The sequence below is a fragment of the Pseudochrobactrum sp. B5 genome, assembly GCF_001939785.1.
GTDB lineage: Bacteria > Pseudomonadota > Alphaproteobacteria > Rhizobiales > Rhizobiaceae > Pseudochrobactrum > Pseudochrobactrum saccharolyticum.
The window spans coordinates 264,196-285,683 of record NZ_MOYL01000003.1; the positions used below are offsets into that span (position 1 = coordinate 264,196).

Annotated in this window: 21 protein-coding genes and 1 other RNA gene; 18 read left to right on the forward strand and 4 right to left on the reverse strand. The window is 51.8% G+C overall.

The genetic code is table 11. The annotated features are described in order from the left end of the window. The first annotated feature begins 216 nt into the window (after positions 1–216). Complete coding sequence (locus tag BKD14_RS11615; RefSeq protein ID WP_075656169.1) at positions 217–1,434, forward strand: multidrug effflux MFS transporter; 1,218 nt, start codon at positions 217–219, stop codon at positions 1,432–1,434. 62 nt (positions 1,435–1,496) lie between these two features. Here BKD14_RS11615 and ssrA read toward each other — a convergent pair. Continuing rightward, positions 1,497–1,863: a transfer-messenger RNA gene (gene ssrA / locus BKD14_RS11620) on the reverse strand. 280 nt (positions 1,864–2,143) lie between these two features. On the opposite strand from ssrA, the gene BKD14_RS11625 reads away from it, so the two are divergent. From BKD14_RS11625 to BKD14_RS11655, 7 genes are all read left to right on the forward strand, one after another. Beyond that, entirely contained in the window at positions 2,144–2,455 is a 312-nt protein-coding gene (locus tag BKD14_RS11625) for a DUF2853 family protein (protein ID WP_022711394.1), read from the forward strand. A gap of 132 nt (positions 2,456–2,587) precedes the next feature. Next, on the forward strand, positions 2,588–3,382 hold the full coding sequence (locus BKD14_RS11630) for a thymidylate synthase (protein ID WP_075656171.1): 795 nt from the start codon (positions 2,588–2,590) through the stop codon (positions 3,380–3,382). Continuing rightward, complete coding sequence (locus tag BKD14_RS11635) at positions 3,379–3,891, forward strand: dihydrofolate reductase (protein WP_175576096.1); 513 nt, start codon at positions 3,379–3,381, stop codon at positions 3,889–3,891. Before BKD14_RS11630 ends, BKD14_RS11635 begins: the two co-directional genes overlap by 4 nt. 187 nt (positions 3,892–4,078) lie before the next feature. Beyond that, positions 4,079–5,230 carry an FtsH protease activity modulator HflK gene (hflK, locus tag BKD14_RS11640; protein ID WP_075656173.1) on the forward strand — a complete coding sequence of 384 codons (1,152 nt, stop codon included), beginning with the start codon at positions 4,079–4,081 and terminating at the stop codon, positions 5,228–5,230. After that, positions 5,230–6,153 (forward strand): protease modulator HflC, encoded by a 924-nt coding sequence (locus BKD14_RS11645; RefSeq protein ID WP_022711398.1) that lies wholly within the window; start codon positions 5,230–5,232, stop codon positions 6,151–6,153. Before hflK ends, BKD14_RS11645 begins: the two co-directional genes overlap by 1 nt. A 15-nt stretch (positions 6,154–6,168) precedes the next feature. Beyond that, positions 6,169–6,366: a DUF2065 family protein gene (locus BKD14_RS11650; RefSeq protein ID WP_022711399.1), complete on the forward strand. Its 198-nt coding sequence runs from the start codon at positions 6,169–6,171 to the stop codon at positions 6,364–6,366. A gap of 385 nt (positions 6,367–6,751) precedes the next feature. Further along, positions 6,752–8,344: a Do family serine endopeptidase gene (locus BKD14_RS11655; protein WP_245293625.1), complete on the forward strand. Its 1,593-nt coding sequence runs from the start codon at positions 6,752–6,754 to the stop codon at positions 8,342–8,344. 110 nt (positions 8,345–8,454) lie between these two features. On the opposite strand, the gene BKD14_RS11660 is transcribed toward BKD14_RS11655, so the two are convergent. After that, positions 8,455–9,012 (reverse strand): GNAT family N-acetyltransferase, encoded by a 558-nt coding sequence (locus tag BKD14_RS11660; protein WP_075656175.1) that lies wholly within the window; start codon positions 9,010–9,012, stop codon positions 8,455–8,457. After that, positions 9,009–9,908: a phosphoserine phosphatase SerB gene (gene serB, locus BKD14_RS11665; protein ID WP_075656177.1), complete on the reverse strand. Its 900-nt coding sequence runs from the start codon at positions 9,906–9,908 to the stop codon at positions 9,009–9,011. The genes BKD14_RS11660 and serB overlap by 4 nt, the downstream gene beginning before the upstream one ends. Before the next feature lie 37 nt (positions 9,909–9,945). On the opposite strand from serB, the gene miaA reads away from it, so the two are divergent. Further along, a complete protein-coding gene (gene miaA, locus BKD14_RS11670; RefSeq protein WP_075656179.1) occupies positions 9,946–10,857 on the forward strand; it encodes a tRNA (adenosine(37)-N6)-dimethylallyltransferase MiaA in 912 nt (303 codons plus the stop codon). A 91-nt stretch (positions 10,858–10,948) separates the two neighbouring features. After that, positions 10,949–11,701 carry a GGDEF domain-containing protein gene (locus BKD14_RS11675; RefSeq protein ID WP_075656181.1) on the forward strand — a complete coding sequence of 251 codons (753 nt, stop codon included), beginning with the start codon at positions 10,949–10,951 and terminating at the stop codon, positions 11,699–11,701. 105 nt (positions 11,702–11,806) lie between these two features. Here the strand turns inward: BKD14_RS11675 and BKD14_RS11680 are convergent, their stop codons facing one another. Beyond that, positions 11,807–12,043, reverse strand: a complete 237-nt coding sequence (locus BKD14_RS11680) for a hypothetical protein (RefSeq protein WP_075656183.1) — start codon at positions 12,041–12,043, stop codon at positions 11,807–11,809. Positions 12,044–12,174: 131 nt separating this feature from the next. Here BKD14_RS11680 and BKD14_RS11685 point away from each other — a divergent pair, with 131 nt between their 5' ends. The 8 genes from BKD14_RS11685 to ilvC all read left to right on the forward strand — a co-directional run bounded on the left by BKD14_RS11685 (position 12,175) and on the right by ilvC (position 21,471). After that, complete coding sequence (locus tag BKD14_RS11685; RefSeq protein ID WP_022711403.1) at positions 12,175–13,989, forward strand: acetolactate synthase 3 large subunit; 1,815 nt, start codon at positions 12,175–12,177, stop codon at positions 13,987–13,989. A 22-nt stretch (positions 13,990–14,011) separates the two neighbouring features. Next, positions 14,012–14,584, forward strand: coding sequence for an acetolactate synthase small subunit (gene ilvN, locus BKD14_RS11690; protein WP_022711404.1), 573 nt, complete (start codon positions 14,012–14,014; stop codon positions 14,582–14,584). Positions 14,585–14,670: 86 nt separating this feature from the next. Beyond that, the gene (locus tag BKD14_RS11695) at positions 14,671–15,273 is read left to right on the forward strand and encodes a LysE family translocator (protein WP_075656185.1); all 603 of its coding nucleotides are present in this window, start codon (positions 14,671–14,673) and stop codon (positions 15,271–15,273) included. 58 nt (positions 15,274–15,331) lie between these two features. Then, positions 15,332–16,459 (forward strand): ATP-dependent RecD-like DNA helicase, encoded by a 1,128-nt coding sequence (locus BKD14_RS11700; RefSeq protein WP_022711406.1) that lies wholly within the window; start codon positions 15,332–15,334, stop codon positions 16,457–16,459. 24 nt (positions 16,460–16,483) lie between these two features. Then, the gene (locus tag BKD14_RS11705; protein WP_075656187.1) at positions 16,484–17,221 is read left to right on the forward strand and encodes a pyridoxine 5'-phosphate synthase; all 738 of its coding nucleotides are present in this window, start codon (positions 16,484–16,486) and stop codon (positions 17,219–17,221) included. A 385-nt stretch (positions 17,222–17,606) separates the two neighbouring features. Beyond that, positions 17,607–19,451: a potassium transporter Kup gene (locus tag BKD14_RS11710; protein ID WP_225688486.1), complete on the forward strand. Its 1,845-nt coding sequence runs from the start codon at positions 17,607–17,609 to the stop codon at positions 19,449–19,451. Between the two features lie 291 nt (positions 19,452–19,742). Beyond that, positions 19,743–20,375 (forward strand): TetR/AcrR family transcriptional regulator, encoded by a 633-nt coding sequence (locus tag BKD14_RS11715; RefSeq protein ID WP_028233755.1) that lies wholly within the window; start codon positions 19,743–19,745, stop codon positions 20,373–20,375. A gap of 76 nt (positions 20,376–20,451) precedes the next feature. Then, the gene (gene ilvC, locus BKD14_RS11720; protein ID WP_022711410.1) at positions 20,452–21,471 is read left to right on the forward strand and encodes a ketol-acid reductoisomerase; all 1,020 of its coding nucleotides are present in this window, start codon (positions 20,452–20,454) and stop codon (positions 21,469–21,471) included. Positions 21,472–21,488: the final 17 nt, after the last annotated feature.

Below are 21,488 nucleotides of genomic sequence, written 5' to 3' on the forward strand. Positions count from 1 at the left end.
GCCGTTCAGATCCGTGTGTTACAGGATAAATCGCCTGAAATTGACGGTTGACCATTTTCCGCTTCACTTCTATTTTTGCGCTCCCGTCAGTCCGGATGATGTGACAAATCCGAATGCGATGACAAGCATCTGATTTATCTCGTGGATAATGATCTCTGCGCAGAGGCGGAGAAATAATCTGTCTTCATTTTTATTGCGCTTCTGAAAGTTAAACGCATGTCCGCTCGTTTGTACCGCACAGCTCTTGTGCTCGGTTTTATTTCGGCTATCGGGCCGTTCGCTATTGATATGTATTTGCCGGCACTGCCGACAATTGCCAAAGATTTACACGCCAATGATGCCGCCGTGCAGATGAGCCTGATGGTGTTCTTTCTGGCGACGGCTTTGATGCAGATGTTTTGCGGGCCGTTTTCGGATATTTACGGTCGTAAACTGCCGCTTTATCTGGGGCTTGCACTCTTTGCTGCGGGCAGTGTCGGTTCGGCAATGGCGGCCAATATCGAGATGCTGATTTTCTTCCGCTTTATTCAGGGTGTGGGGGCGAGTGCGGGTATGGTTGTGCCGCGTGCGATTGTCCGCGATCTTTATACCGGTGTGGATGCGGCACGGCTGATGTCGATGCTGATGCTGGTTTTTTCGATTTCACCAATTCTGGCACCCTTGACCGGCAGTTTCATCATTGAAGATTTTGGCTGGCGCGGCGTGTTCTGGGCTGTTCTGCTGGCGGCTATTCTCGGTCTTGCGCTGGTCTTTTTCGCGCAGGAAGAGACGCGTCCCGTTGAACAGCGTATTTCCGGCGGGGTAGGGCGTGCATTGCGCGGCTATGCATTTCTGATCCGCGACAGCAAATTTATCGGCCTGACCTGTATTGGCGGCTTCTGCATGGCCGCATTCTTTGTCTATATCGCCAATTCATCCTTCATCTTCATCGAGAAATACGGCCTGACCCCGCGCGAATATTCGCTGGTGTTCTCACTCAATGCGATTTCGTTTTTCGGTGTTTCGCAGCTCAATGGCATGCTGGCGAGCCGTTACGGGCTGGGTAAGGTCGTTTCCTATGCGGTAACCGGCTATCTGGTGACGATGGTTATCATGGTTCTTGCAGCCATATTCCTCACACAGAGCCTGTGGATGATTATGACCTTCCTGTTCATCGGTAATGGTTTTCTCGGACTGGTATTGCCGGGCACCAGTGTTCTGGCACTGGATGATCATGGTGAGATTGCCGGAACGGCAGCAGCTTTGCTCGGTACATTGCAATTGCTGGTCGCAGCGGCTGCTATGGCGCTCAGCTCATTCATTATGACAGGGAATGTTCTGCCGATGCTGGTCGCCATTGCGCTTTGCGGTTTTTCCGGCTGGGTACTGACCTATCTGACCATCATGCGGCACGGGCTTAAAAAGCCGTCATCGCATGTGACGGAAATTCACTGAGTGACTAAAATAGGGCATCGGAAATTCCGGTGCCTTTTTCATACCATCTTGTAAAGGGGAGAAGTGGAGGCTTCTGTTGCCAGGTGCCTCCGAACCCCGCCTTAAGGGGCTAACCCTAAGGACTTAGGTTGGGTTTCCCGCACCGCCATTAGGCAGCGAGAGCATAACCCTGAGCTTTGTTGTCATTTGCAACTACTCAATTAGCCCGATAACGGTGGTACAATGCCGAGTGAAAGATCAACCTTTACGCCCTTGTCGATCCTGTTTCGCCCCCGCCACAATACAGCCGTTTCAGTTTAAGCTGTATTCTGGTGGAGGCGCCGGGTACCGCCCCCGGGTCCAATAGGTTTATTACGCAGTCCATTTATCACCATAGCCGGTCAAGCCGACAAGGTTTATATAGGTGGCTTCCGTGCGCTTGAAAAGAGGGGAAAGGGCTTTCCTGAGTTTTCAGCTGTGAAAAATATAAAACTCCGGCGATTTTGTCGGGCAATCATTTATTGAAAAAGACTGAAATAACAGTTTGGTGTGTTTTCTGAAAGAATAGAGGTTTTACGGCATTGACAGGTTTTGTCTGCTGGTCAATCTTTCCATAATACAGAGGTAAATAGGCTGAATGTCGATTCAGCTATGATATTGAGCAATTGTCTTATTTACTTTTTCTGGTTTAACGGCCGTAAAAGCGGTCAGATTGAAGGAGACTGGTTTCATGACTGATTATCTAGCCGACGTACGCCGTTACGATGCTGCTGCCGATGAGGCTGTTGTTGCTAAAATTGTAAAACATCTTGGTATTGCTCTGCGCAGCCGCGATGCATCGCTGGTTGCTGCATCCGACCCTGAAGAACTGGCGCGTGTACGTACCAGCTGGATCGGCAAAAAGCTCGGTATTGAAGATGCTGAAAAAGCAAATGCGGTTATCGCCAGTGTGGCTGAAACCATGAAGGGTGACCACAGCAAGCAGCGTGTGACCTTCTATTACCTGACTGCAAAAGCACTCGGTAAGCTGGAAAGCCTCTGATAAGTTTAAAAAGCCCCGCATTCAGCGGGGCTTTTTTTATGGCTGCTGCGATCAAATAACTGTGCGTGCCCACGCTGTGCATTGCCGCAGATTGCGCGTGATATTTTCGCTGAAAAAGGCTAAAGACCATCTATGCGTACATATCTTGATCTTCTTCAGCACGTTCTCGACAATGGCACTGACCGCGGTGATCGCACCGGTACCGGCACACGTTCGGTTTTCGGTTATCAGATGCGTTTTGATCTCGCACAGGGCTTTCCTGTTCTGACAACCAAAAAGCTGCATCTGCGCTCTATCATCCATGAATTGCTGTGGTTTTTGCGTGGCGACACCAATATCTCCTATCTCAAAGAGAATGGTGTGAGCATCTGGGATGAGTGGGCAGACGAGAATGGTGATCTCGGTCCTGTCTATGGTGCGCAATGGCGTTCATGGCCTAAACCGGATGGTACGCATATCGACCAGATTGCGAATCTTATGAGGGATTTGCAGAAGAATCCTAATTCAAGACGTTTGATTGTATCTGCATGGAATCCGGCGCTGGTTGATGAAATGGCGCTGCCGCCATGCCATTGCCTGTTCCAGTTTTATGTGGCCGACGGCAAATTATCGTGCCAGCTTTATCAGCGTTCAGCTGATATTTTCCTTGGCGTGCCGTTTAATATTGCATCTTATGCGCTGCTTACCATGATGATTGCGCAGGTTGCCGGTCTGAAACTGGGGGATTTTGTGCATACGCTTGGTGATGCGCATCTTTATCACAATCATTTCGATCAGGCGAAGTTGCAGCTGACCCGCGAGCCGAAAGCGCTGCCGGTGATGGAAATCAACCCGCAAGTAAAAGACCTGTTTGCCTTCCGCTTTGAGGATTTCAAACTGGTTGGCTATGAGGCCGAACCATCTATCAAAGCGCCGATTGCGGTGTGATGACCATGATTATTTCTTTTGTAGTTGCCGTTTCTGAGAATGGTGTGATCGGGCGTGACAATGGCATGCCATGGCGTCTTTCCACGGATTTGCAGCGCTTTAAAAAACTCACACTGGGCAAGCCGGTGGTGATGGGGCGCAAAACATGGGAATCCCTTGGTCGCCCGTTGCCGAGCCGCACCAATATTGTGATTACCCGTGATGCCGGTTACAGCGCGGAAGGTGCGCTGGTTGTGCCCTCAATTGATGAAGCACTGATTGCCGGTGAAAAAGCAGCACGCGAATCCGGTGCCGATGAGATCTGCATTATCGGCGGTGCGCAGATTTATGCGCAGGCAATGGACAAGGCCACGCGCCTGCATGTGACACATATTAAAGCCAGCATAGATGGTGATGCTTTTTTCGGCCCTGTTGATCCGCAAGTCTGGCAGATCACCAGCGAAGATGACGTACCGGCGGGCGAGAAAGATAATTACCCGACCCGCTATGTGGTTTACGACCGGCGTTAAACGAAAAGACAGCTGCATAAAAAGCTGTTTTTTACCATGTCGATCAACTATTTTGCCAGAAAATTACAAAAGCGTGATGAATCTGCGTGTCCTGCGTTGAAAGACTGCTTTTGCGTACCTATAAACGGAACATACTGATTGATGAATAGAGGTGTTCCGCCTCTGACATCTGGCACGAGAGGTGAGGATGCCCTGGAGTAATCAAAATGGCGGCGGCCCATGGGGCGGCGGCGATAAGAATGGCGGATCCGGCAACGGCGGTTCCAATAATGGCGGCTCTAATCAGGGCGGACCATGGGGACAAGGCCCTAAAGGACCGCGCGGCGGGCCTGGCGGCTCGGGCGGAACGCCTCCGGATCTCGAAGATATTTTGCGCAAAGGTCAGGATCGCCTTAAAAAGGTGATGCCGGGCGGTGGCGGCGGTGGCGGCGGCCCTGCTTTGTATATTGTTGGTGCGCTTGCGCTCGCCGGTTTCTGGCTGTTCCAGTCCATGTATACCGTGCAGCCGGATGAGCTTGCGGTTGAAATGCGCTTCGGTGTGCCGAAAGAAACCATTTCCGAGCCGGGTCTGCATTTCCATCTCTGGCCGATTGAAACTTATGAAAAAGTTTCGACCGGTGAACGCCAGATCAATATTGGCGGTCAGGGCACTCGCGGTGCCACACAGGGGCTGATGCTGACCGGTGACCAGAACATTGTTAATGTTCAGTTCTCCGTGCTTTACCGTGTTTCCGATCCGCGTTCTTACCTGTTCAAGGTACAGGATCCTGACAATATGGTTCGTCAGGTTTCTGAAAGCGCGATCCGTGAAATCGTCGGCCGTCGTCCGGCACAGGATGTATTCCGTGACAACCGTGCGGCAATTGCCCAGTCGGTGCGTGATATTGTTCAGGATACGCTGAACGGTTATGGTGCCGGTATTCAGGTAACTGCTCTTTCCATCGAAGATGCTGCACCGCCGCGTGAAGTGGCTGATGCCTTTGACGAAGTGCAGCGTGCTGAGCAGGATGAAGACCGCTTTGTAGAAGAAGCCAACCAGTATTCCAACCAGAAGCTGGGTCAGGCACGCGGTGAGGCTGCGCAGGTTCGTGAAGATGCTGCCGGTTATAAAACCCGTATGGTTCAGGAAGCGGAAGGTGAAAGCCAGCGCTTTAACTCTGTCCTGAATATTTACAAAGAATCTCCTGATGTTACCCGCGACCGTCTCTTCATTGAGACCATGGAGCAGGTGCTGAAAGACAGCAATAAAGTGATTATCGAAGGCGGCAATAATGTCATGCCATATTTGCCTTTGACTGAACTGATGCGTCAGCAGGGCAAAGCAGGAGGCAACCAGTAATGAATCAGAATCGTTTGCCTTTTATTGTTGGTGCGATCGCTGTGGTCGCATTTCTGGTTTATTCCTCGGTTTTCGTGGTGAATGAACGCCAGCAGGCTATTGTCTTACGTTTCGGTCAGATCGTTGACGTGAAAACAGAGCCTGGTCTCTACTTCAAACTGCCATTTGCTTTCGCTGAAGCAGACAATGTGCAGATCATTGATGACCGCATGCTGCGCTTTGATCTGGACGATATCCGCGTTCAGGTTTCCGGCGGTAAATTCTATGATGTGGATGCGTTCCTCGTTTACCGCATTACCAATGCCCGTAAATTCCGTGAGACTGTTTCGGCAAATACAATGCTTGCTGAACAACGTCTGCGTACCCGTCTCGATGCGGCTCTGCGACAGGTTTATGGTCTGCGCGGCTTTGAATCGGCTCTGTCGGAAGAACGCGGCAGCATGATGCGTGAAGTACGCGACCAGCTGCGTCCGGATGCGGAATCCCTTGGTCTGACCATTGAGGATGTACGTATCCGCCGTACGGATTTGACCGCTGAAGTTTCCCAGCAGACCTTCGACCGTATGAAGGCCGAGCGTCTTGCAGAAGCTGAGCGTCTGCGTGCCCGTGGCCGTGAAGCAGCGCAGCGTATCAAAGCTGTTGCTGACCGTCAGGTTGTGGAAATCGTTTCCGAAGCCAACCGTGATTCTGAAGTACTGCGCGGTGAGGGTGAAGGTGAACGTGGTCGTATCTTCGCGGAAGCTGCAAAACAGGATCCTGACTTCTATGCATTCTACCGTTCGATGAATGCTTATCGTCAGTCCTTGCAGGCTGAAGGCACAACCATGGTTCTGTCGCCGGATTCCCAGTTCTTCCGCTTCTTTAAGGATGCCGCCGGTAAACTGCCGCAGCAGCCTGCGAATGCCGGTCAGAGCGTACAGTAAGGACCGGATGCCGCTGTGAGTGACCTGATTACAGCCATAGGATTGCTCCTCGTTTTAGAGGGACTTCTCTATGGCGGCTTCCCGCACTTTGCCAGACGTATGGCTAAAGACGTGTCAGAAGCTCCGGAAAATTATCTGCGAATAGCAGGTATTGTTGCACTGGCGCTTGGCGTCGGGGTGATATGGCTGGTCAGAGGCGGATCTGCCGGATAAAATTACAAAGAGGCGTATGATATTTCATACGCCTCTTTTTTTCAGAATTTGCAGCATTAAATCATAGCGACTGCTTGGGCTTCAAACTTCTGATAATGTGCTTCAGAGCACCGCGTGCCCGATTGGGCGCACAAAGGTCGCTCTAACACTTTAAAAGCAGAGCATAATGGGTTTAAACCTGAGCGTATTGCATTCAGGCAGCTCATAGAGGTGCTTCGGATTGCAGGTGAGTGTATGTTGCGGATATTAAATGAAGACATTTAACTGCGACATGCTCTGGCCGTATTTTGCTTGCAATCCGTTGTAAGTATCAGAGTTGGAACGACCTTTGTGCGCCCGATCGGGCGCACGGCGATCTAAATAACAAAAACAGGCGGAGTTTCAGATGGTTCGCAATCAGACTAAAAGCACGGTTTCATTTCCCCTGCGTACCGCACTTGCCACCTTGTCTGTGAGCACGGTACTGCTGGGCGCCATGACAGCTCAGGCGCAGCAGCAGACCGCTGCAAACCCGCCGCAGGCACCACAGCCTGCCATTACCGGCAAGCTGGCGCCGCTCGGACTGGCTGCCGGAACTGCCACTGCGGGACCTGCTTCTATTGCCGATCTGGCGCAGGGCTTGCTGGATTCTGTTGTCAATATTTCCACATCCCAGACCGTGAAAGATGAAAACGGAGAGGAAAAGGCCGAGCCTGCGCCGCAATTGCCGGAAGGCTCGCCGTTTCAGGAGTTTTTTGACGATTTCTTCTCTGAAGAAAATCAGAAAGACGGTGGCAGTGCTGCCCGCAAGATGCAGTCGCTCGGCTCCGGTTTTGTGATCGATGCGGAGAAGGGGCTGGTTGTCACCAACAATCACGTCATTGCAGATGCTGATGAAATCGAGGTGAATTTCACCGATGGTAAAAAGCTGAAAGCAGAACTGCTCGGCACGGATACCAAAACTGATATTGCACTGCTGAAGGTTGATCCGACGAAGCATAAGCTAACAGCAGTCGGATTTGGCGATTCAGAAAAATCGCGGATCGGTGACTGGGTGATGGCAATCGGTAATCCGTTCGGCCTTGGCGGTACTGTGACCCTCGGTATTATTTCTGCCCGCAACCGCGATATTCAGGCGGGACCTTATGATAATTTCATTCAGACCGATGCGGCGATTAACCGTGGTAATTCCGGCGGCCCGCTGTTTGATATGAACGGCAAGGTCATCGGCATTAACACCGCGATTATTTCACCGACCGGTGGCTCTATCGGTATCGGTTTTGCTATTCCGTCCGAACTGGCTGTTTCTGTGATCCAGCAGCTGGAAGAATTTGGTGAAACCCGCCGCGGCTGGCTTGGTGTGCGCATTCAGCCGGTAACAGATGATGTGGCTGAGAGCTTTGGTATGAGTGAGCCTAAGGGTGCGCTGGTTGCCGGGCTGATTGCCAATAGCGGTGTTGAGAATAAAGAACTGATGCCGGGCGACATTATTCTGAAATTTGACGGTAAAGATGTGGAAAGTGCCCGCGACCTGCCGCGCGTGGTGGCCGAAAGTCCGGTTGGCAAAGAGGTCAGCGTTCTGGTGCTGCGTAAAGGCAAAGAGCAGACTGTGAAGATCAAACTCGGTCGCCTTGAAGATTATGAGAACAAGGATAAAGCTGCGGCTGCCAAGGACAGTACTAAGGCCAAAGAAGCTGAGACAGTAAAGGTGCTCGGCATGACACTTGGCAAGCTGGATGACACGCAGCGCAAGCAGTATGAAATCTCCGCCGATGTGGAAGGTGTGGTGATTAGTGCTGTTGAAGGTAAATCCGCCGCCGAAGAAAAGCGGGTTAATGCAGGCGATGTGATTGTTGAATTCGCACAGGAAGTTGTGAAAGCGCCTGCCGATATTCAAAAGAAAATCGAAAAACTGCGTCAACAGGGACGTAAAAATGCATTGCTGATGCTGGCTGCGCCAAGCGGTGAGCTGCGCTTTGTAACCCTGCGTATCGATTGATCTGACATCAACAAGAATGCAGAAAAGGCCGGAGGATGTGTACATCCTCCGGCCTTTTTATTTGTAAAAACTTGAATCAGATGAACGGATTAGACGCCGGACTTACCATGTTAATTCAAACATTGCTCTTTGTTGATCGTGTAGAGCACATGACGTTTCAGTTGCGGATGTGTATCCGGTACTTTCGGATGGTCAAAGTCGCGTTCCGGATTATTGACCATGCCAATGCGCTTCATCACCGATGTTGAGCGGTGATTATTATGCACGGCAAAGGACACAACCTCATCCTGCCCGCGCTCATCAAAAGCATAGGCAAGAGAAGCAAGCGCTGCCTCGGTGACATAACCTTTGCCCCAATAGCGTTGTGCTAAGCGCCAGCCGATTTCCAGCACACCCTTTGGTACAAATGGAGGGATATCAGTTTTCATCAATCCGGTGAAACCGACGACATCACTGCTTGCTTTTTCCTGCACGGCATAAAAGCCAAAATTGTCTTCCCTGACCATGGCCACAATGCGATCCATCAGTGCATCGGATTCCTCACGGCTGCGCAGGGCAGGGAAGAATTCCATTACCACCGGATCGGAATTGATCTCGTGAAAAAATGCACGGTCATCTTCCTGCCAGTTGCGCAGGATCAGGCGGGGCGTTTCAATAATAGCGGTCATATTACAAAATCCGTTTTTCGATAGCCCTGAATATAGAGCAGGGCCGTCAGATCGCCATGATCGATACGGATGCGCGCCTGCGCTGCAACAGCAGGCTTGGCATGGAGTGCCACGCCGCTGCCTGCATGTTTAATCATCGGCAGATCATTGGCACCATCGCCCACGGCCATTGCTTCCTGCTCGGTAATGCCAAGTTTGGCACAGATATCATCAAGGCTGAGTTTCTTGGCATCGGCACCGAGGATCGGTTCTTCAACCAGACCGGTGAGATGTGCACCATCATCCAGCAGAATATTGGCGCGGTTTTCATCAAAGCCGAGCATAGCGGCAATCTTGGAGGTAAAGCTGGTGAACCCGCCTGAAACCAGAGCCGTATAGGCACCGTGTTTTTTCATGGTTGCGATCAGCTCTTTACCGCCGGATGTCAGAGTGATGCGGTTGGCGATAACCTGATCAATAATGCTGACCGGCAAACCCTTGAGCAGGGCAACGCGCTCACGCAAGGCCGGTTCAAAAGCGATCTCACCATTCATTGCACGGGCGGTGATACCGGCAATATGCTCGCGCAGGCCAACTTCTTCGGCCAGTTCATCAATGCACTCCTGCTGGATCATGGTGGAATCCATATCCGCAATCAGCAGCTTCTTGCGGCGGCTATCCTGCTCCTGAATAACGATATCCACAGGGGCGTCGCCCAGAGCGGCTCTGATTTTTGTTGTTGTTTCTGTGATATCTGTGCCGGTTTTCAGCGGCAGATCACAGGCAATACCATCTGCCAGCCAGTAAAGGGCTTGCGTATCAGCCGCCTCGCAGGCTTTATGCCCCAATTCAGGTGTCAGAACCGGATTGGCAGGATTGCAGATCAGTGTGGCAACAAGTGAGGCTGGCTGGGACATAATACCGGTTCCGCTTTGTGCGTTTGGAGAATGATGAGTGGTAGAGCAGAGAGACAGGCAAAAGACAATTCTGATCGCGGGGCCGACTGCCAGCGGTAAATCAGCATTGGCACTGCGTCTCGCACGGGATTGCGGCGGCTATATCATAAATAGTGATTCCATGCAGGTTTATGATGTGCTGGATCAGCTGACAGCGCGCCCGCAAGCTGATGATCTGCAAATTGTTTCGCATTATCTTTACGGCCATGTTTCGCCATTGCAACTTTATTCCACCGGCCGCTGGCTTCAGGAAGTGGAAGCCCTGCTGGCAAAGCCTGAATTGCAGGGGCGTGTCGCAGTCTTTACCGGCGGTACCGGATTGTATTTTAAAGCGTTGCTCGGCGGCCTCTCGGATATGCCGCAGGTGAAAGACGAAGTGCGCGATTACTGGCGCAACCGCATGGCGCAAGATGGTGCGCCGCTTCTGCATGAGGAATTGCAAAAGCGCGATCCGGCAATGGCGGAACGGCTGAAGGCGGGAGACAGTCAGCGCATTGTCCGTGCGCTGGAGGTTGTCGACAGCACCGGACGCTCTCTCATTGAATGGCAAAACAGTACAGGCAGGGCGTTGATTGATCCCGACAGCGCAGAGAAATTGGTGCTTATGCCGGACAGAGCATGGTTGCGTCAGCGTATTGCGCAGCGTTTTGATCTGATGATGCAGGGTAATGCTGTTCAGGAAGTGCAGTCGCTGCTGGCTTTGCAGCCGGATGCGGCTCTGCCGGTGATGAAAGCCATTGGTGTGCGCGAGATCGAAAGCTGGCTCAAGGGTGAGATAACGCGCGAACAGGCGGTGGAACTGTCAGTGATTGCCACGCGCCAATATGCCAAGCGGCAGATGACATGGTTCCGTAACCAGTTTGGGGATGACTGGCGGCGGCTGGAACGGGCAGAAGATTACTTCGCCTGAGCAGGCTTTGTTGTTAACGCAGGTGAAACACTTAAGATTTAATCTCCCACCTAAATCTGTTGTTGTGATACAACGGGTCAACGGGGGGATCATGCGTTATCTGCGGGCTGAACTGTTTTTCATCATCATGATTGTGCTGCTCTGCGGCGCAGGCCTGATGCTGTTTATGCAGTACCGGCTGATGCATGATCTTGGTGAGCCGTATAAATCCGGTTCCCTGTCCGATACGCCTTTGGGCATTGCTTTGCTGTTGCTGGTGGCTGCGGGGGCAGCCGGTGGCCTGATGCTGTTGCCGCAAATCCGTATGCAGGTCAAAAACAAAGGCCAGCTGAAAATCATCACATGGATGATTGCGCGCAACTCCAAAGATTTGGATCAGATCAGTTTCAATGATCCTTTGACGGGGTTGCAAAGCCGTCCTTATTTCGATGCCGCTCTGCACGAATATTTGCTGCAATTCGGCAAGATCAATCACCCTGTTACCGTTTTGCTGATTGGTATTGAGAAACTGCAATTGCTCTGCGAGCAGCGTGGCCGTGATACTGCTGACCGCTTGCTGATGGAAGCGGCTTTATGTATCCGCAATTGCACCCGCTATCATGATGTTCTGGCGCATATGGGCGATGGTGAATTCGCATTGATCGTGCCGGATCTGCAGGAAGGGGATGCTTCGAGGATGGCTGCGAGAATCTGCAAGGAGCTGGAAGCCTGCGAATTGCGGATGGGGCATGACAGCCATATTATTCATGCGGTGTCTGCGGTTGCCGAATGGAATGGTAAGGATAAAGCACCGGCTCTTTATAAAAAGGCGCGTGTCGCTTTGCAGAAAATGACCGGCCGCTGATTTTTCTTTAGAGCGCCGTGTACCAGACTTGGCACACGGCGCTCTAACACTTTAAAATTAGAGCGCAATTTTACCTTAAACTGATCCAAGTTTAAGGAATTATGCCTAATATTTTTCAATGGCTTGCGGGTCTTGTTTGTCTGTTAGATTCATGAGGGACGCAGGCTTGGCATCAAACGGTGCTTTTCTGCCCGAACCGGCAAAGAAAATAACAAGATTACGTTTTTTGCCATTGACGTGAAAAAAACAGCTGTTTAATCTCCCTTTATGGCTAAGAAAATTATTCTCGTGGTGGGTAAGCGTATGGGCAGGATGGTGTAACCATCCGGCGAAAGCTCCCATGCGCGAAACACAGGCTCCCTCAGGGGGCCTTTTTTATTATCTTCACACAACGAATATAGCTAAACAGTACGGGACTTCCGGTGGATATCAGGGAGTAATCACCGGAACAGCAGACGGGACATCGAAAGACAATGAGTACAGATACAAGTGGCACCACAGCCGCAGCGCAGAACGAAACCGGCAAACGGGAAATGACCGGTGCGGAAATGGTTGTGCAGGCACTGATCGATCAGGGCGTTGAGCATATTTTCGGCTATCCGGGCGGTGCGGTACTTCCGATCTATGACGAGTTGTTTCAGCAGGAAAAAGTTGAGCATATTCTTGTGCGTCACGAGCAGGGCGCCGGCCATGCGGCTGAAGGCTATGCCCGCTCAACCGGCAGAGTCGGTGTTATGCTGGTAACCTCCGGTCCGGGTGCCACCAATGCGGTAACACCTTTGCAGGATGCGCTGATGGATTCCATTCCGCTGGTTTGCATCACCGGTCAGGTTCCGACCAGTCTCATTGGTACAGATGCGTTTCAGGAAGCGGATACGGTCGGCATTACCCGTCCTTGCACCAAACATAACTGGCTGGTTAAGGATGTGAATGATCTGGCACGCGTTCTGCACGAGGCATTCCATGTTGCGCGTACCGGTCGTCCGGGTCCTGTTGTTATTGATATTCCGAAGAACATCCAGTTTGCCACCGGCATGTATACGCCACCGGCAACCAGCCCGCGCACCAGCTATAATCCGGTTCTGAACGGTGATCAGAGTGCTATCCGCACTGCGGTTGAACTGCTGGCCAATGCGAAGAAGCCGGTTATCTATTCCGGCGGCGGTGTTATCAATTCCGGTCTTGAAGCCTCGAAACTGCTGCGTGAACTGGTCGAAATTACCGATTTCCCGATCACATCGACCCTGATGGGGCTGGGTGCTTATCCGGCATCGGGCAAGAACTGGCTGGGTATGCTCGGCATGCATGGTACATTCGAAGCCAATATGACCATGCATGAATGTGATGTTATGCTGTGTATCGGTGCGCGTTTTGATGACCGTATCACCGGTCGTCTTGATGCTTTCTCGCCGAATTCCAAGAAGATTCACATTGATATCGACCCGTCGTCGATCAACAAGACCGTTCGCGTTGATGTGCCGATTATCGGTGATGTTGCCCATGTTCTGGAAGATATGGTGCGCCAGTACCGTGCCTCTGCCCAGCGTCCTGATAAGAAGGACATGAGCGCATGGTGGCAGCAGATCAATAAATGGCGTGCGCGCAATTCGCTGGCCTATAAGCACAGCCGCGATGTGATTATGCCGCAATATGCTCTGGAGCGTCTGCAGGAACTGACTAAAGATCGCAAGACCTACATCACGACAGAAGTTGGCCAGCACCAGATGTGGGCTGCTCAGTTCATGAAATTCGAGGAGCCGCATCACTGGATGACTTCCGGTGGTCTGGGCACCATGGGCTATGGTCTGCCTGCGGCTCTGGGTGTGCAGATTGCTCATCCGGATGCGCTGGTTATTGATATTGCCGGTGATGCTTCGGTACAGATGTGTATTCAGGAAATGTCAGCGGCCATTCAGCATAATGCGCCGATCAAGATTTTCATTCTGAATAACCAGTATATGGGCATGGTGCGCCAGTGGCAGCAGCTGTTGCATGGTAACCGTCTGTCGCATTCTTATACAGAAGCGATGCCGGACTTTGTTAAACTGGCTGAAGCCTATGGCGGCACAGGTATCCGTTGCTCCAAGCCGGATGAGCTGGATGATGCAATCATGAAAATGATTGAAACAGACGGTCCGGTGATTTTTGACTGTCACGTTGCCAATCTGGCGAACTGCTTCCCGATGATCCCTTCAGGCAAGGCGCATAATGAAATGCTGTTGCCGGACGAAGCGACGGATGAAGCTGTTGCCAATGCTATCGACGCCAAAGACCGTCACCTCGTCTAATACCGGAACAAGGATATTCATTATGAACGCACAAAATGCAGCTTCCGGTTCAGCTTACTTTCTGACCGAAGAAACCCAGCTAGTTGAAACACATACACTATCGGTACTGGTTGATAACGAGCCGGGTGTTCTAGCCCGTGTTATCGGCCTGTTTTCCGGCCGCGGTTACAATATTGAAAGCCTGACGGTTTCTGAAACCGAGCACGAAAAGCACCTGTCGCGTATTACGATTGTGACACGCGGCACTGCCAATGTTCTGGATCAGATCCGTCACTCGCTGGAACGCATTGTTCCGGTGCACCGCGTGGTTGATCTGACCTATCATGCCCAGCAGCTTGGTCATGAGCGTCCGGTCGAGCGTGAACTGGCGCTGATCAAAGTGGTTGGCAAAGGTGATGACCGTGCAGAAATGCTGCGTCTGGCTGATGCTTTCAAAGCCAAGGTTGTGGATGCAACGGTCGAGCATTTCATTTTTGAAATTACCGGTAAGGGCGCGAAGATCGATCAATTTATCGCGATTATGAAGCCGCTCGGTCTGATTGAGGTTTGCCGCACCGGCGTAGCTGCTATGATCCGTGGTGCAGAAGGAATGTAGTTCTTTCTGATAAGTGATTGAAAGCAGCACCGCTGTTCTCTGTCTGAGGCAGCGGTGTTGTTTTTTGCAACGAGAGCGTTTTCAAGATGTTGCTTTCTTATGATGTTTTTATGGCCTTGGTGGTGTTTGCCTTTGTGACATCCATCACACCGGGGCCGAATAATCTGATGTTGCTGGCTTCCGGCGTGAATTTCGGTTTCCGCCGTACCATTCCGCATATGCTGGGAATTGGCATCGGCTTTCTGTCGCTTCTGCTTGGCGTCGGCTATGGTCTGGGCGCTGTGCTCGAAACCGCACCGGCGCTGTATGTGGGACTGAAATTCGCCGGCGGTGCCTATATGCTCTATCTGGCCTATAAAATCGCCACATCGACGTCTGTCGGTCGTGTCGATGATGAGAGTGCTCAGCCGATGAGTTTCATGCAGGCATGGCTGTTTCAGTGGGTGAATCCAAAAGCATGGGTGATGGCCGTGACAGCAATGGCGAGCTATACAGTGCATGATGCTTATTCGCTTTCCGTGCTGCTGATCGGTGTTGTGTTTGCAGTCATTAATGTGCCGAGCGTGTCGTCATGGGCAGCCTTTGGCAGTTTGTTACGCCAATGGCTGGAAGATCCGGTGCGGCTTAAATGGTTCAATCTGACGATGGCTGCTCTGCTGGTGGTCAGCCTGTGGCCGATGCTGAAGTGATAAACCTTGCTCTTTCGGGACGAATCCGGTCAATGGAAGGCATGATGGCAGAGGCATAATGGAATTTTCACCGGAACAGGACAACGCGCTGCAGGCTGTGGCGCAATGGTTGGCTAAAGGCCGTTCACCGATTTTTCGCCTTTTTGGCTATGCGGGAACGGGTAAGACGACGCTTGCGCGCTATTTCGCCGAGCATGTGGATGGTGAGGTGCAGTTTGCGGCCTTTACCGGTAAGGCTGCACAGGTCTTGCGCTCTAAAGGCGCAAGCAATGCCCGCACGCTGCATTCGCTGATCTATCGTCCGAAAGGTGAGGAAGCGATTGAAGACGAAACAACCGGAAAGACCTCAATCTCGCCGACCTTTTCGCTCAATCGTCAAAGCCCTGTTGCCAAAGCTGCGCTGATCGTTGTCGATGAATGTTCGATGGTCGATGAGCAACTTGGCCGCGATCTGATGACATTCGGCACACCTATTTTGGTGCTCGGTGATCCCGGTCAGTTGCCGCCGATCAGCGGTGGTGGCTTCTTTACCGAACATGAGCCGGATTATCTGCTGACAGAAATTCACCGTCAAGCTCAGGATAATCCGATTATCCGTTTGGCACTGGACGTGCGTGAAGGCCGCGAAATCCCTTATGGCGATTACGGTGCCGCACGGGTCATCAGCAAGGCGGAAGTTAATCAGGAACTGGTGCTGGATGCCGATCAGGTGCTTGTCGGCACCAATCGCACCCGCAAGCGTTATAATCAGCGGCTGCGTGAGCTCAAAGGTTTTACGGCAGAATATCCGCAATCCGGTGACAAGCTGGTTTGTCTGCGCAATGATCCGGCCAAGGGGCTGCTCAACGGTTCGCTCTGGAAGGTGATGACATCTTCCAAGGAAACCGTGAAGCCCGGCATTAATTTGCTGATTGCACCGGAGGATGAAGAACCGGGTCGCGGCGTTGCCAAGATCAAGCTTCTGAAGGCGCAGTTTGAAGATCCTGATGCGGAAATTCCTTGGCAGACTAAAAAGCGTTTTGATGATTTTGACTATGGCTATGCGCTGACCACCCATAAAGCGCAGGGTTCGCAGTGGAATAATGTGGTGTTGTTTGATGAGAGCTATGCTTTCCGTGATACGCGTGAGCGCTGGCTCTATACGGCAATTACCCGTGCGGCGGAAAAACTAACAATCGTTCGCTAATAAATATAGCAGGGAGCTCGGATTATGGTTGCAACTCTGTCGGTTAATCTTAATGCGGTGGCAATGTTGCGTAACCGCCGTGATCTGCCTTGGCCGAGTGTGACCGGTCTGGGACGTATTGCGCTTGATGCCGGTGCTTCCGGCCTGACCGTGCATCCGCGCCCCGATCAGCGTCATATCCGTTTTTCTGATCTGGCAGATATCCGCGCATTGATTGATGATGAATTCCCTCAGGCTGAATTCAATATTGAAGGCTATCCGTCTGAAGAGTTTCTGGCTCTGGTGGAACAACACGAGCCGGAACAGGTGACACTGGTGCCGGATGATCCGGCGCAGAATACCTCGGATCACGGCTGGGATTTTGCCAAACATAAGGTGATGCTGAGCGAAGTGACCAAGCGGCTGAAAGCACGCGGTATGCGTGTTTCAATGTTTGCTGATCCGACACCGGATGGTCTTGAGATTGCGAAAGAGACCGGTGCCGACCGCGTGGAATTTTTCACCGGCCCTTATGGCGGTGCTTATGCGGATCCTAAAGCGCAGGCGCATGAACTGGCATTGCTGGAAAAGGCCGCATTGAAAGCTGCGGAACTCGGGTTAGGCATTAATGCGGGGCATGATCTGACGGTTGCCAATCTGCCTCCACTGGTCAAAGTCATGCCGACACTGAGCGAAGTTTCCATAGGTCATGGCCTGACAGCAGATGCACTGGAATATGGTATGCGCCAGTCGGTGCAGCGTTTTATCAAAGCACTCGGCTAAAATGCTTTTTGTGTTTTGATTCAGTTTTCTCTTGTAATATTTTGATTTTATTTAATTTCTGCCCTGATGAGCTATCCGTATTTGTGATGCCTCATCAGGGCAGTTATGCATTGATGCACATTGTTTTTGTGCAAAATTGAGCATTTATATACGGCCTTTCCGGCAGTTTTCTTTATGGCCGGAACATGGTTATACTGAGCACCGGATCAGCCTGTTTTCTTGTCTTCATATCCGGCTATCTGTGCTCATTCTGTATCAAAAGGTATTTAAAAGGTATTTTATGAATCAGGCGCAGCGTGAAGATATTGCCAATCAGGATGCGCCGGTCAGCGCAGATGAGGAAATTCTTGATCCTCATAATCATACGGGAAATCTGAAGCTTTTAATGATGGGCGCGCTTGGCGTCGTCTATGGCGATATCGGCACCAGTCCGATTTATGCATTTCGTGAAGCACTGCACGCTTCAATCACCGACGGCAATTTGCTGCGCACTGAAATTCTTGGCGTGATCTCTCTGATCGTCTGGTCGCTGGCGCTGATTGTGACCGTGAAATATGTGTTGTTTGTGCTGCGTGCGGACAATAACGGCGAGGGTGGTATTCTCTCGCTGATGGCGCTGGTGCGCTCCAGTTTTGCCAACCGACCGGATATTATTCTCGGTATCGGTATTGTCGGTGCGTCGCTGTTCTTCGGTGATGCGGTGATTACACCGGCAATTTCTGTGCTTTCCGCGGTGGAAGGGCTGGAAATTGTTGCGCCGGATATGACGCCCTATGTGGTGCCGATTACGATCACTATTCTGGTTGTGCTGTTTTTTGTCCAGAAGCACGGCACAGGACGCATGGCGAGTATTTTCGGACCGGTGATGCTGGTCTGGTTTCTGGCGCTTGGCCTCACAGGCTTTATCCATATTTTTGATGATCCGGGTATTCTGGCGGGGCTTAATCCTTATTACGCCTTTGCATTTCTTGGCGGTAATCCGGCTACGTCCTTTGCCACGATCGGTGCAATCTTTCTGGCGGTTACCGGTGCCGAAGCGCTTTATGCCGATCTCGGTCATTTCGGCCGCAAGCCGATCGTGCGGGCATGGCTGTGGGTTGTGTTTCCGAGCCTGATCCTGAATTATTTCGGGCAGGGTGCTTTCATCCTGACCCATAGTGCTGCGGGCGGCGAGGAAGTGCGCAATCCGTTTTTCCAGATGATGCCGCATTGGGCACTGCTGCCAATGGTACTGCTGGCAACTGTTGCCACAGTTATCGCCAGTCAGGCAGTTTTAACCGGTACTTATTCGCTGGCGCGGCAGGCTGTGCAGCTGAATATTCTGCCAAGGCTTGAAGTGCTGCATACATCAGAAACATTGCACGGCCAGATTTATATGCCGCGCATTAATATGCTGCTTGGTATTGCCGTTGTTCTGCTGGTGGTGACCTTCCAGAAATCGACAAATCTGGCGGCTGCCTATGGTATTGCGGTTACCGGTAATATGCTGGTGACAACAACTCTGCTGTTCTTTGTTATGCGTCGTCTCTGGAAATGGAGCCTGCCGGTTGTGGTGCTGACGATTGCCGGTTTCGCCATTGTTGATTTGATGTTCTTCAGTGCTAATCTGGTCAAAGTGCATCAGGGCGGCTGGGCGTCAATTGTTGTGGCCGCGCTGGTGCTGCTGGTGATGTGGACATGGGTGCGCGGCAGCCGCCATCTGTTCCAGAAAACCCGCAAGACAGAAGTGCCGCTGGATATTATCGTCAGTCAGATGGCGCGTAAGGAGCCGGTTATCGTGCCCGGCACAGCGGTGTTCCTGACCGGTGATCCGTCCAGTGTGCCGACGGCTCTGATGCATAGTCTCAAACATTATAAGGTTCTGCACGAGAACAATGTGATCCTGACCGTGGTGACAGCACCACGCCCTTGGGTGGATGAGGATGACCGTGCTCGCGTCTCGCAATATAGCGACCGGTTTATGCAGGTGACACTGACTTTCGGTTATATGCAGTCGCCTAATATTCCGCGTGCGCTGGGGATTTGCCGCAAGCTTGGCTGGAAATATGACATTATGACCACGTCATTCTTCCTGTCGCGACGCGTCTTGCGTATTTCTCCGCGTTCACCAATGCCACTCTGGCAGGCGAAATTATTTATTACGCTTGCCCGCAGCGCATCTGATGCCACGGAATATTTCCAGATTCCGACCGGTCGTGTGGTTGAAATCGGTACACAGGTCAATCTCTGAGTGTCTGACCCTAAAGACACCGGACATGGTTGCAAACAGCGATATTGGCCTCGGGCATGAACCGGCCTTTGCGGTGTTTAGAATGCTGTATTATTTCCTCTGTCTGTAGCGGGCAGGGGAAATAGCCTATAAAATTTGTTTCGACATAAAATCCCTCTTGCATTGTTGGTAAACTGGCGGCATAGTCCGAACCGTAACGTACGGTACGCATGATGAGAATCTCGTCAGGCTGCTGTTCAGACAAGAATTAAGGAGCGTGGAAGCGTGCAGTTGCAGCAACCTGAGAATGTCGTGAGCAATGTCGGAACCGGCACAGAGCTGACAGATCGTCAGAAGGATGTGCTGAACGCCGCGCTGGAACTCCTCGTTGAGGGTGGTGACAGTCTTACGATGGCGGGTGTTGCACGACGTGCAAGCTGCTCCAAGGAAACGCTGTATAAATGGTTCACCGACCGTGACGGTTTGCTGACTGCAACTGTGCAGTGGCAGGCGTCGAAAGTGCGTGTTGTGCCGGTGGCGCGGGAAGGGCTGGATGAAGAATCGCTCTTTACCAGTCTGGAGCATTTTGCCCGCGACTGGTTGCTGGTTCTGTCCGGAAGCACATCCATCGCGCTGAACCGTTTAGCGGTCAGCCATGCGGGTTCCGGTAAGTCGGATCTCGGTGAGATCGTGCTGAATAATGGTCCGATCGCTATGGCGCGTCGTCTCAAGCCGGTGCTTGAAACCGGACGCGATGCAGGCCTGCTGGACTTTGATGATATTAATGAGGCTTTTGCCTCGTTCTTCGGCCTTGTGGTGCGCGATATGCAGATCCGTCTGCTGCTCGGCGACCGTCATGAGGTCAGTGATGCAGAAATTATCCGCGATGCCAGAACGGCAACACGACAATTTTTTGCACTTTACGGAAATAAAGCCGGCGCCTGATTTTGCCGGTGTGGAATAGTGCCGGTTTTGAGGAAAAACGGCACAGACTAATAGCATAGAAGGAAGGGAATATCCTATGCGCGTTTATTATGACAGTGATGCAGACGTAAATCTGATTAAAGGCAAAAATGTTGTTATCGTTGGTTACGGTAGCCAGGGTCGCGCTCATGCGCTGAACCTGAAAGATTCCGGTGCCAAGCATGTCCGCATCGCGCTGCGTATGGATTCTGCCACTGTTAAAAAAGCTGAAGCTGACGGTTTTGAAGTTCTCAGCGTTGCAGATGCTGCTAAATGGGCAGACCTGATGATGATGGCAACCCCTGACGAATTGCAGGCTGACATCTATAAAGAACACATCCATGACAATCTGCGCGACGGCGCTGCCATTGCTTTTGCTCATGGTCTGAACGTTCATTTTGGTCTGATCGAAACCAAAAAGACTGTTGACGTTGTGATGATCGCGCCAAAAGGCCCGGGTCATACCGTGCGCGGCGAATACCAGAAGGGCGGCGGCGTACCTTGCCTGATCGCTATCCATCAGGATGCTTCCGGCAATGCCCATGATCTGGCTCTGTCTTACGCTTCGGGCGTTGGCGGCGGTCGTTCCGGCGTTATCGAAACCACATTCAAGGAAGAGTGCGAAACCGATCTGTTCGGTGAGCAGGCAGTTCTCTGCGGCGGTCTGGTTGAACTGATCCGCGCCGGCTTTGAAACGCTGGTTGAAGGCGGTTACGCACCTGAAATGGCATATTTCGAGTGCTTGCACGAAGTGAAGCTGATCGTTGACCTGATCTATGAAGGCGGTATCGCCAACATGAACTACTCGATCTCCAACACTGCTGAATGGGGCGAATATGTAACCGGTCCGCGCATCATCACTGCAGAAACCAAAGCTGAAATGAAGCGCGTTCTGCACGACATTCAGACCGGTAAATTCACATCCGACTGGATGCAGGAATACCGTGCCGGTGCTGCACGCTTCAAGGGTATCCGTCGTATGAACGACGATCACCAGATTGAAGAAGTTGGTGCCAAGCTGCGCGGCATGATGCCTTGGATCTCCAAGAACAAGCTGGTTGATAAGGCTCGCAACTAATTTGCTAAGCTTTTTGG

What these genes read in the sequence shown, in the direction of transcription:
- BKD14_RS11710 (WP_225688486.1), top strand. Translation starts at nt 17,607, where the DNA reads ATGATGGGCGCGCTTGGCGTCGTCTATGGCGATATCGGCACCAGTCCG.
- BKD14_RS11655 (WP_245293625.1), top strand. Translation starts at nt 6,752, where the DNA reads ATGGTTCGCAATCAGACTAAAAGCACGGTTTCATTTCCCCTGCGTACC.
- BKD14_RS11615 (WP_075656169.1), top strand. Translation starts at nt 217, where the DNA reads ATGTCCGCTCGTTTGTACCGCACAGCTCTTGTGCTCGGTTTTATTTCG.
- BKD14_RS11705 (WP_075656187.1), top strand. Translation starts at nt 16,484, where the DNA reads ATGGTTGCAACTCTGTCGGTTAATCTTAATGCGGTGGCAATGTTGCGT.
- BKD14_RS11625 (WP_022711394.1), top strand. Translation starts at nt 2,144, where the DNA reads ATGACTGATTATCTAGCCGACGTACGCCGTTACGATGCTGCTGCCGAT.
- hflK (WP_075656173.1), top strand. Translation starts at nt 4,079, where the DNA reads ATGCCCTGGAGTAATCAAAATGGCGGCGGCCCATGGGGCGGCGGCGAT.
- BKD14_RS11695 (WP_075656185.1), top strand. Translation starts at nt 14,671, where the DNA reads ATGTTGCTTTCTTATGATGTTTTTATGGCCTTGGTGGTGTTTGCCTTT.
- BKD14_RS11675 (WP_075656181.1), top strand. Translation starts at nt 10,949, where the DNA reads ATGCGTTATCTGCGGGCTGAACTGTTTTTCATCATCATGATTGTGCTG.
- BKD14_RS11700 (WP_022711406.1), top strand. Translation starts at nt 15,332, where the DNA reads ATGGAATTTTCACCGGAACAGGACAACGCGCTGCAGGCTGTGGCGCAA.
- BKD14_RS11680 (WP_075656183.1), bottom strand. Translation starts at nt 12,043, where the DNA reads ATGGGAGCTTTCGCCGGATGGTTACACCATCCTGCCCATACGCTTACC.
- BKD14_RS11645 (WP_022711398.1), top strand. Translation starts at nt 5,230, where the DNA reads ATGAATCAGAATCGTTTGCCTTTTATTGTTGGTGCGATCGCTGTGGTC.
- ilvN (WP_022711404.1), top strand. Translation starts at nt 14,012, where the DNA reads ATGAACGCACAAAATGCAGCTTCCGGTTCAGCTTACTTTCTGACCGAA.
- BKD14_RS11660 (WP_075656175.1), bottom strand. Translation starts at nt 9,012, where the DNA reads ATGACCGCTATTATTGAAACGCCCCGCCTGATCCTGCGCAACTGGCAG.
- BKD14_RS11685 (WP_022711403.1), top strand. Translation starts at nt 12,175, where the DNA reads ATGAGTACAGATACAAGTGGCACCACAGCCGCAGCGCAGAACGAAACC.
- serB (WP_075656177.1), bottom strand. Translation starts at nt 9,908, where the DNA reads ATGTCCCAGCCAGCCTCACTTGTTGCCACACTGATCTGCAATCCTGCC.
- BKD14_RS11630 (WP_075656171.1), top strand. Translation starts at nt 2,588, where the DNA reads ATGCGTACATATCTTGATCTTCTTCAGCACGTTCTCGACAATGGCACT.
- ilvC (WP_022711410.1), top strand. Translation starts at nt 20,452, where the DNA reads ATGCGCGTTTATTATGACAGTGATGCAGACGTAAATCTGATTAAAGGC.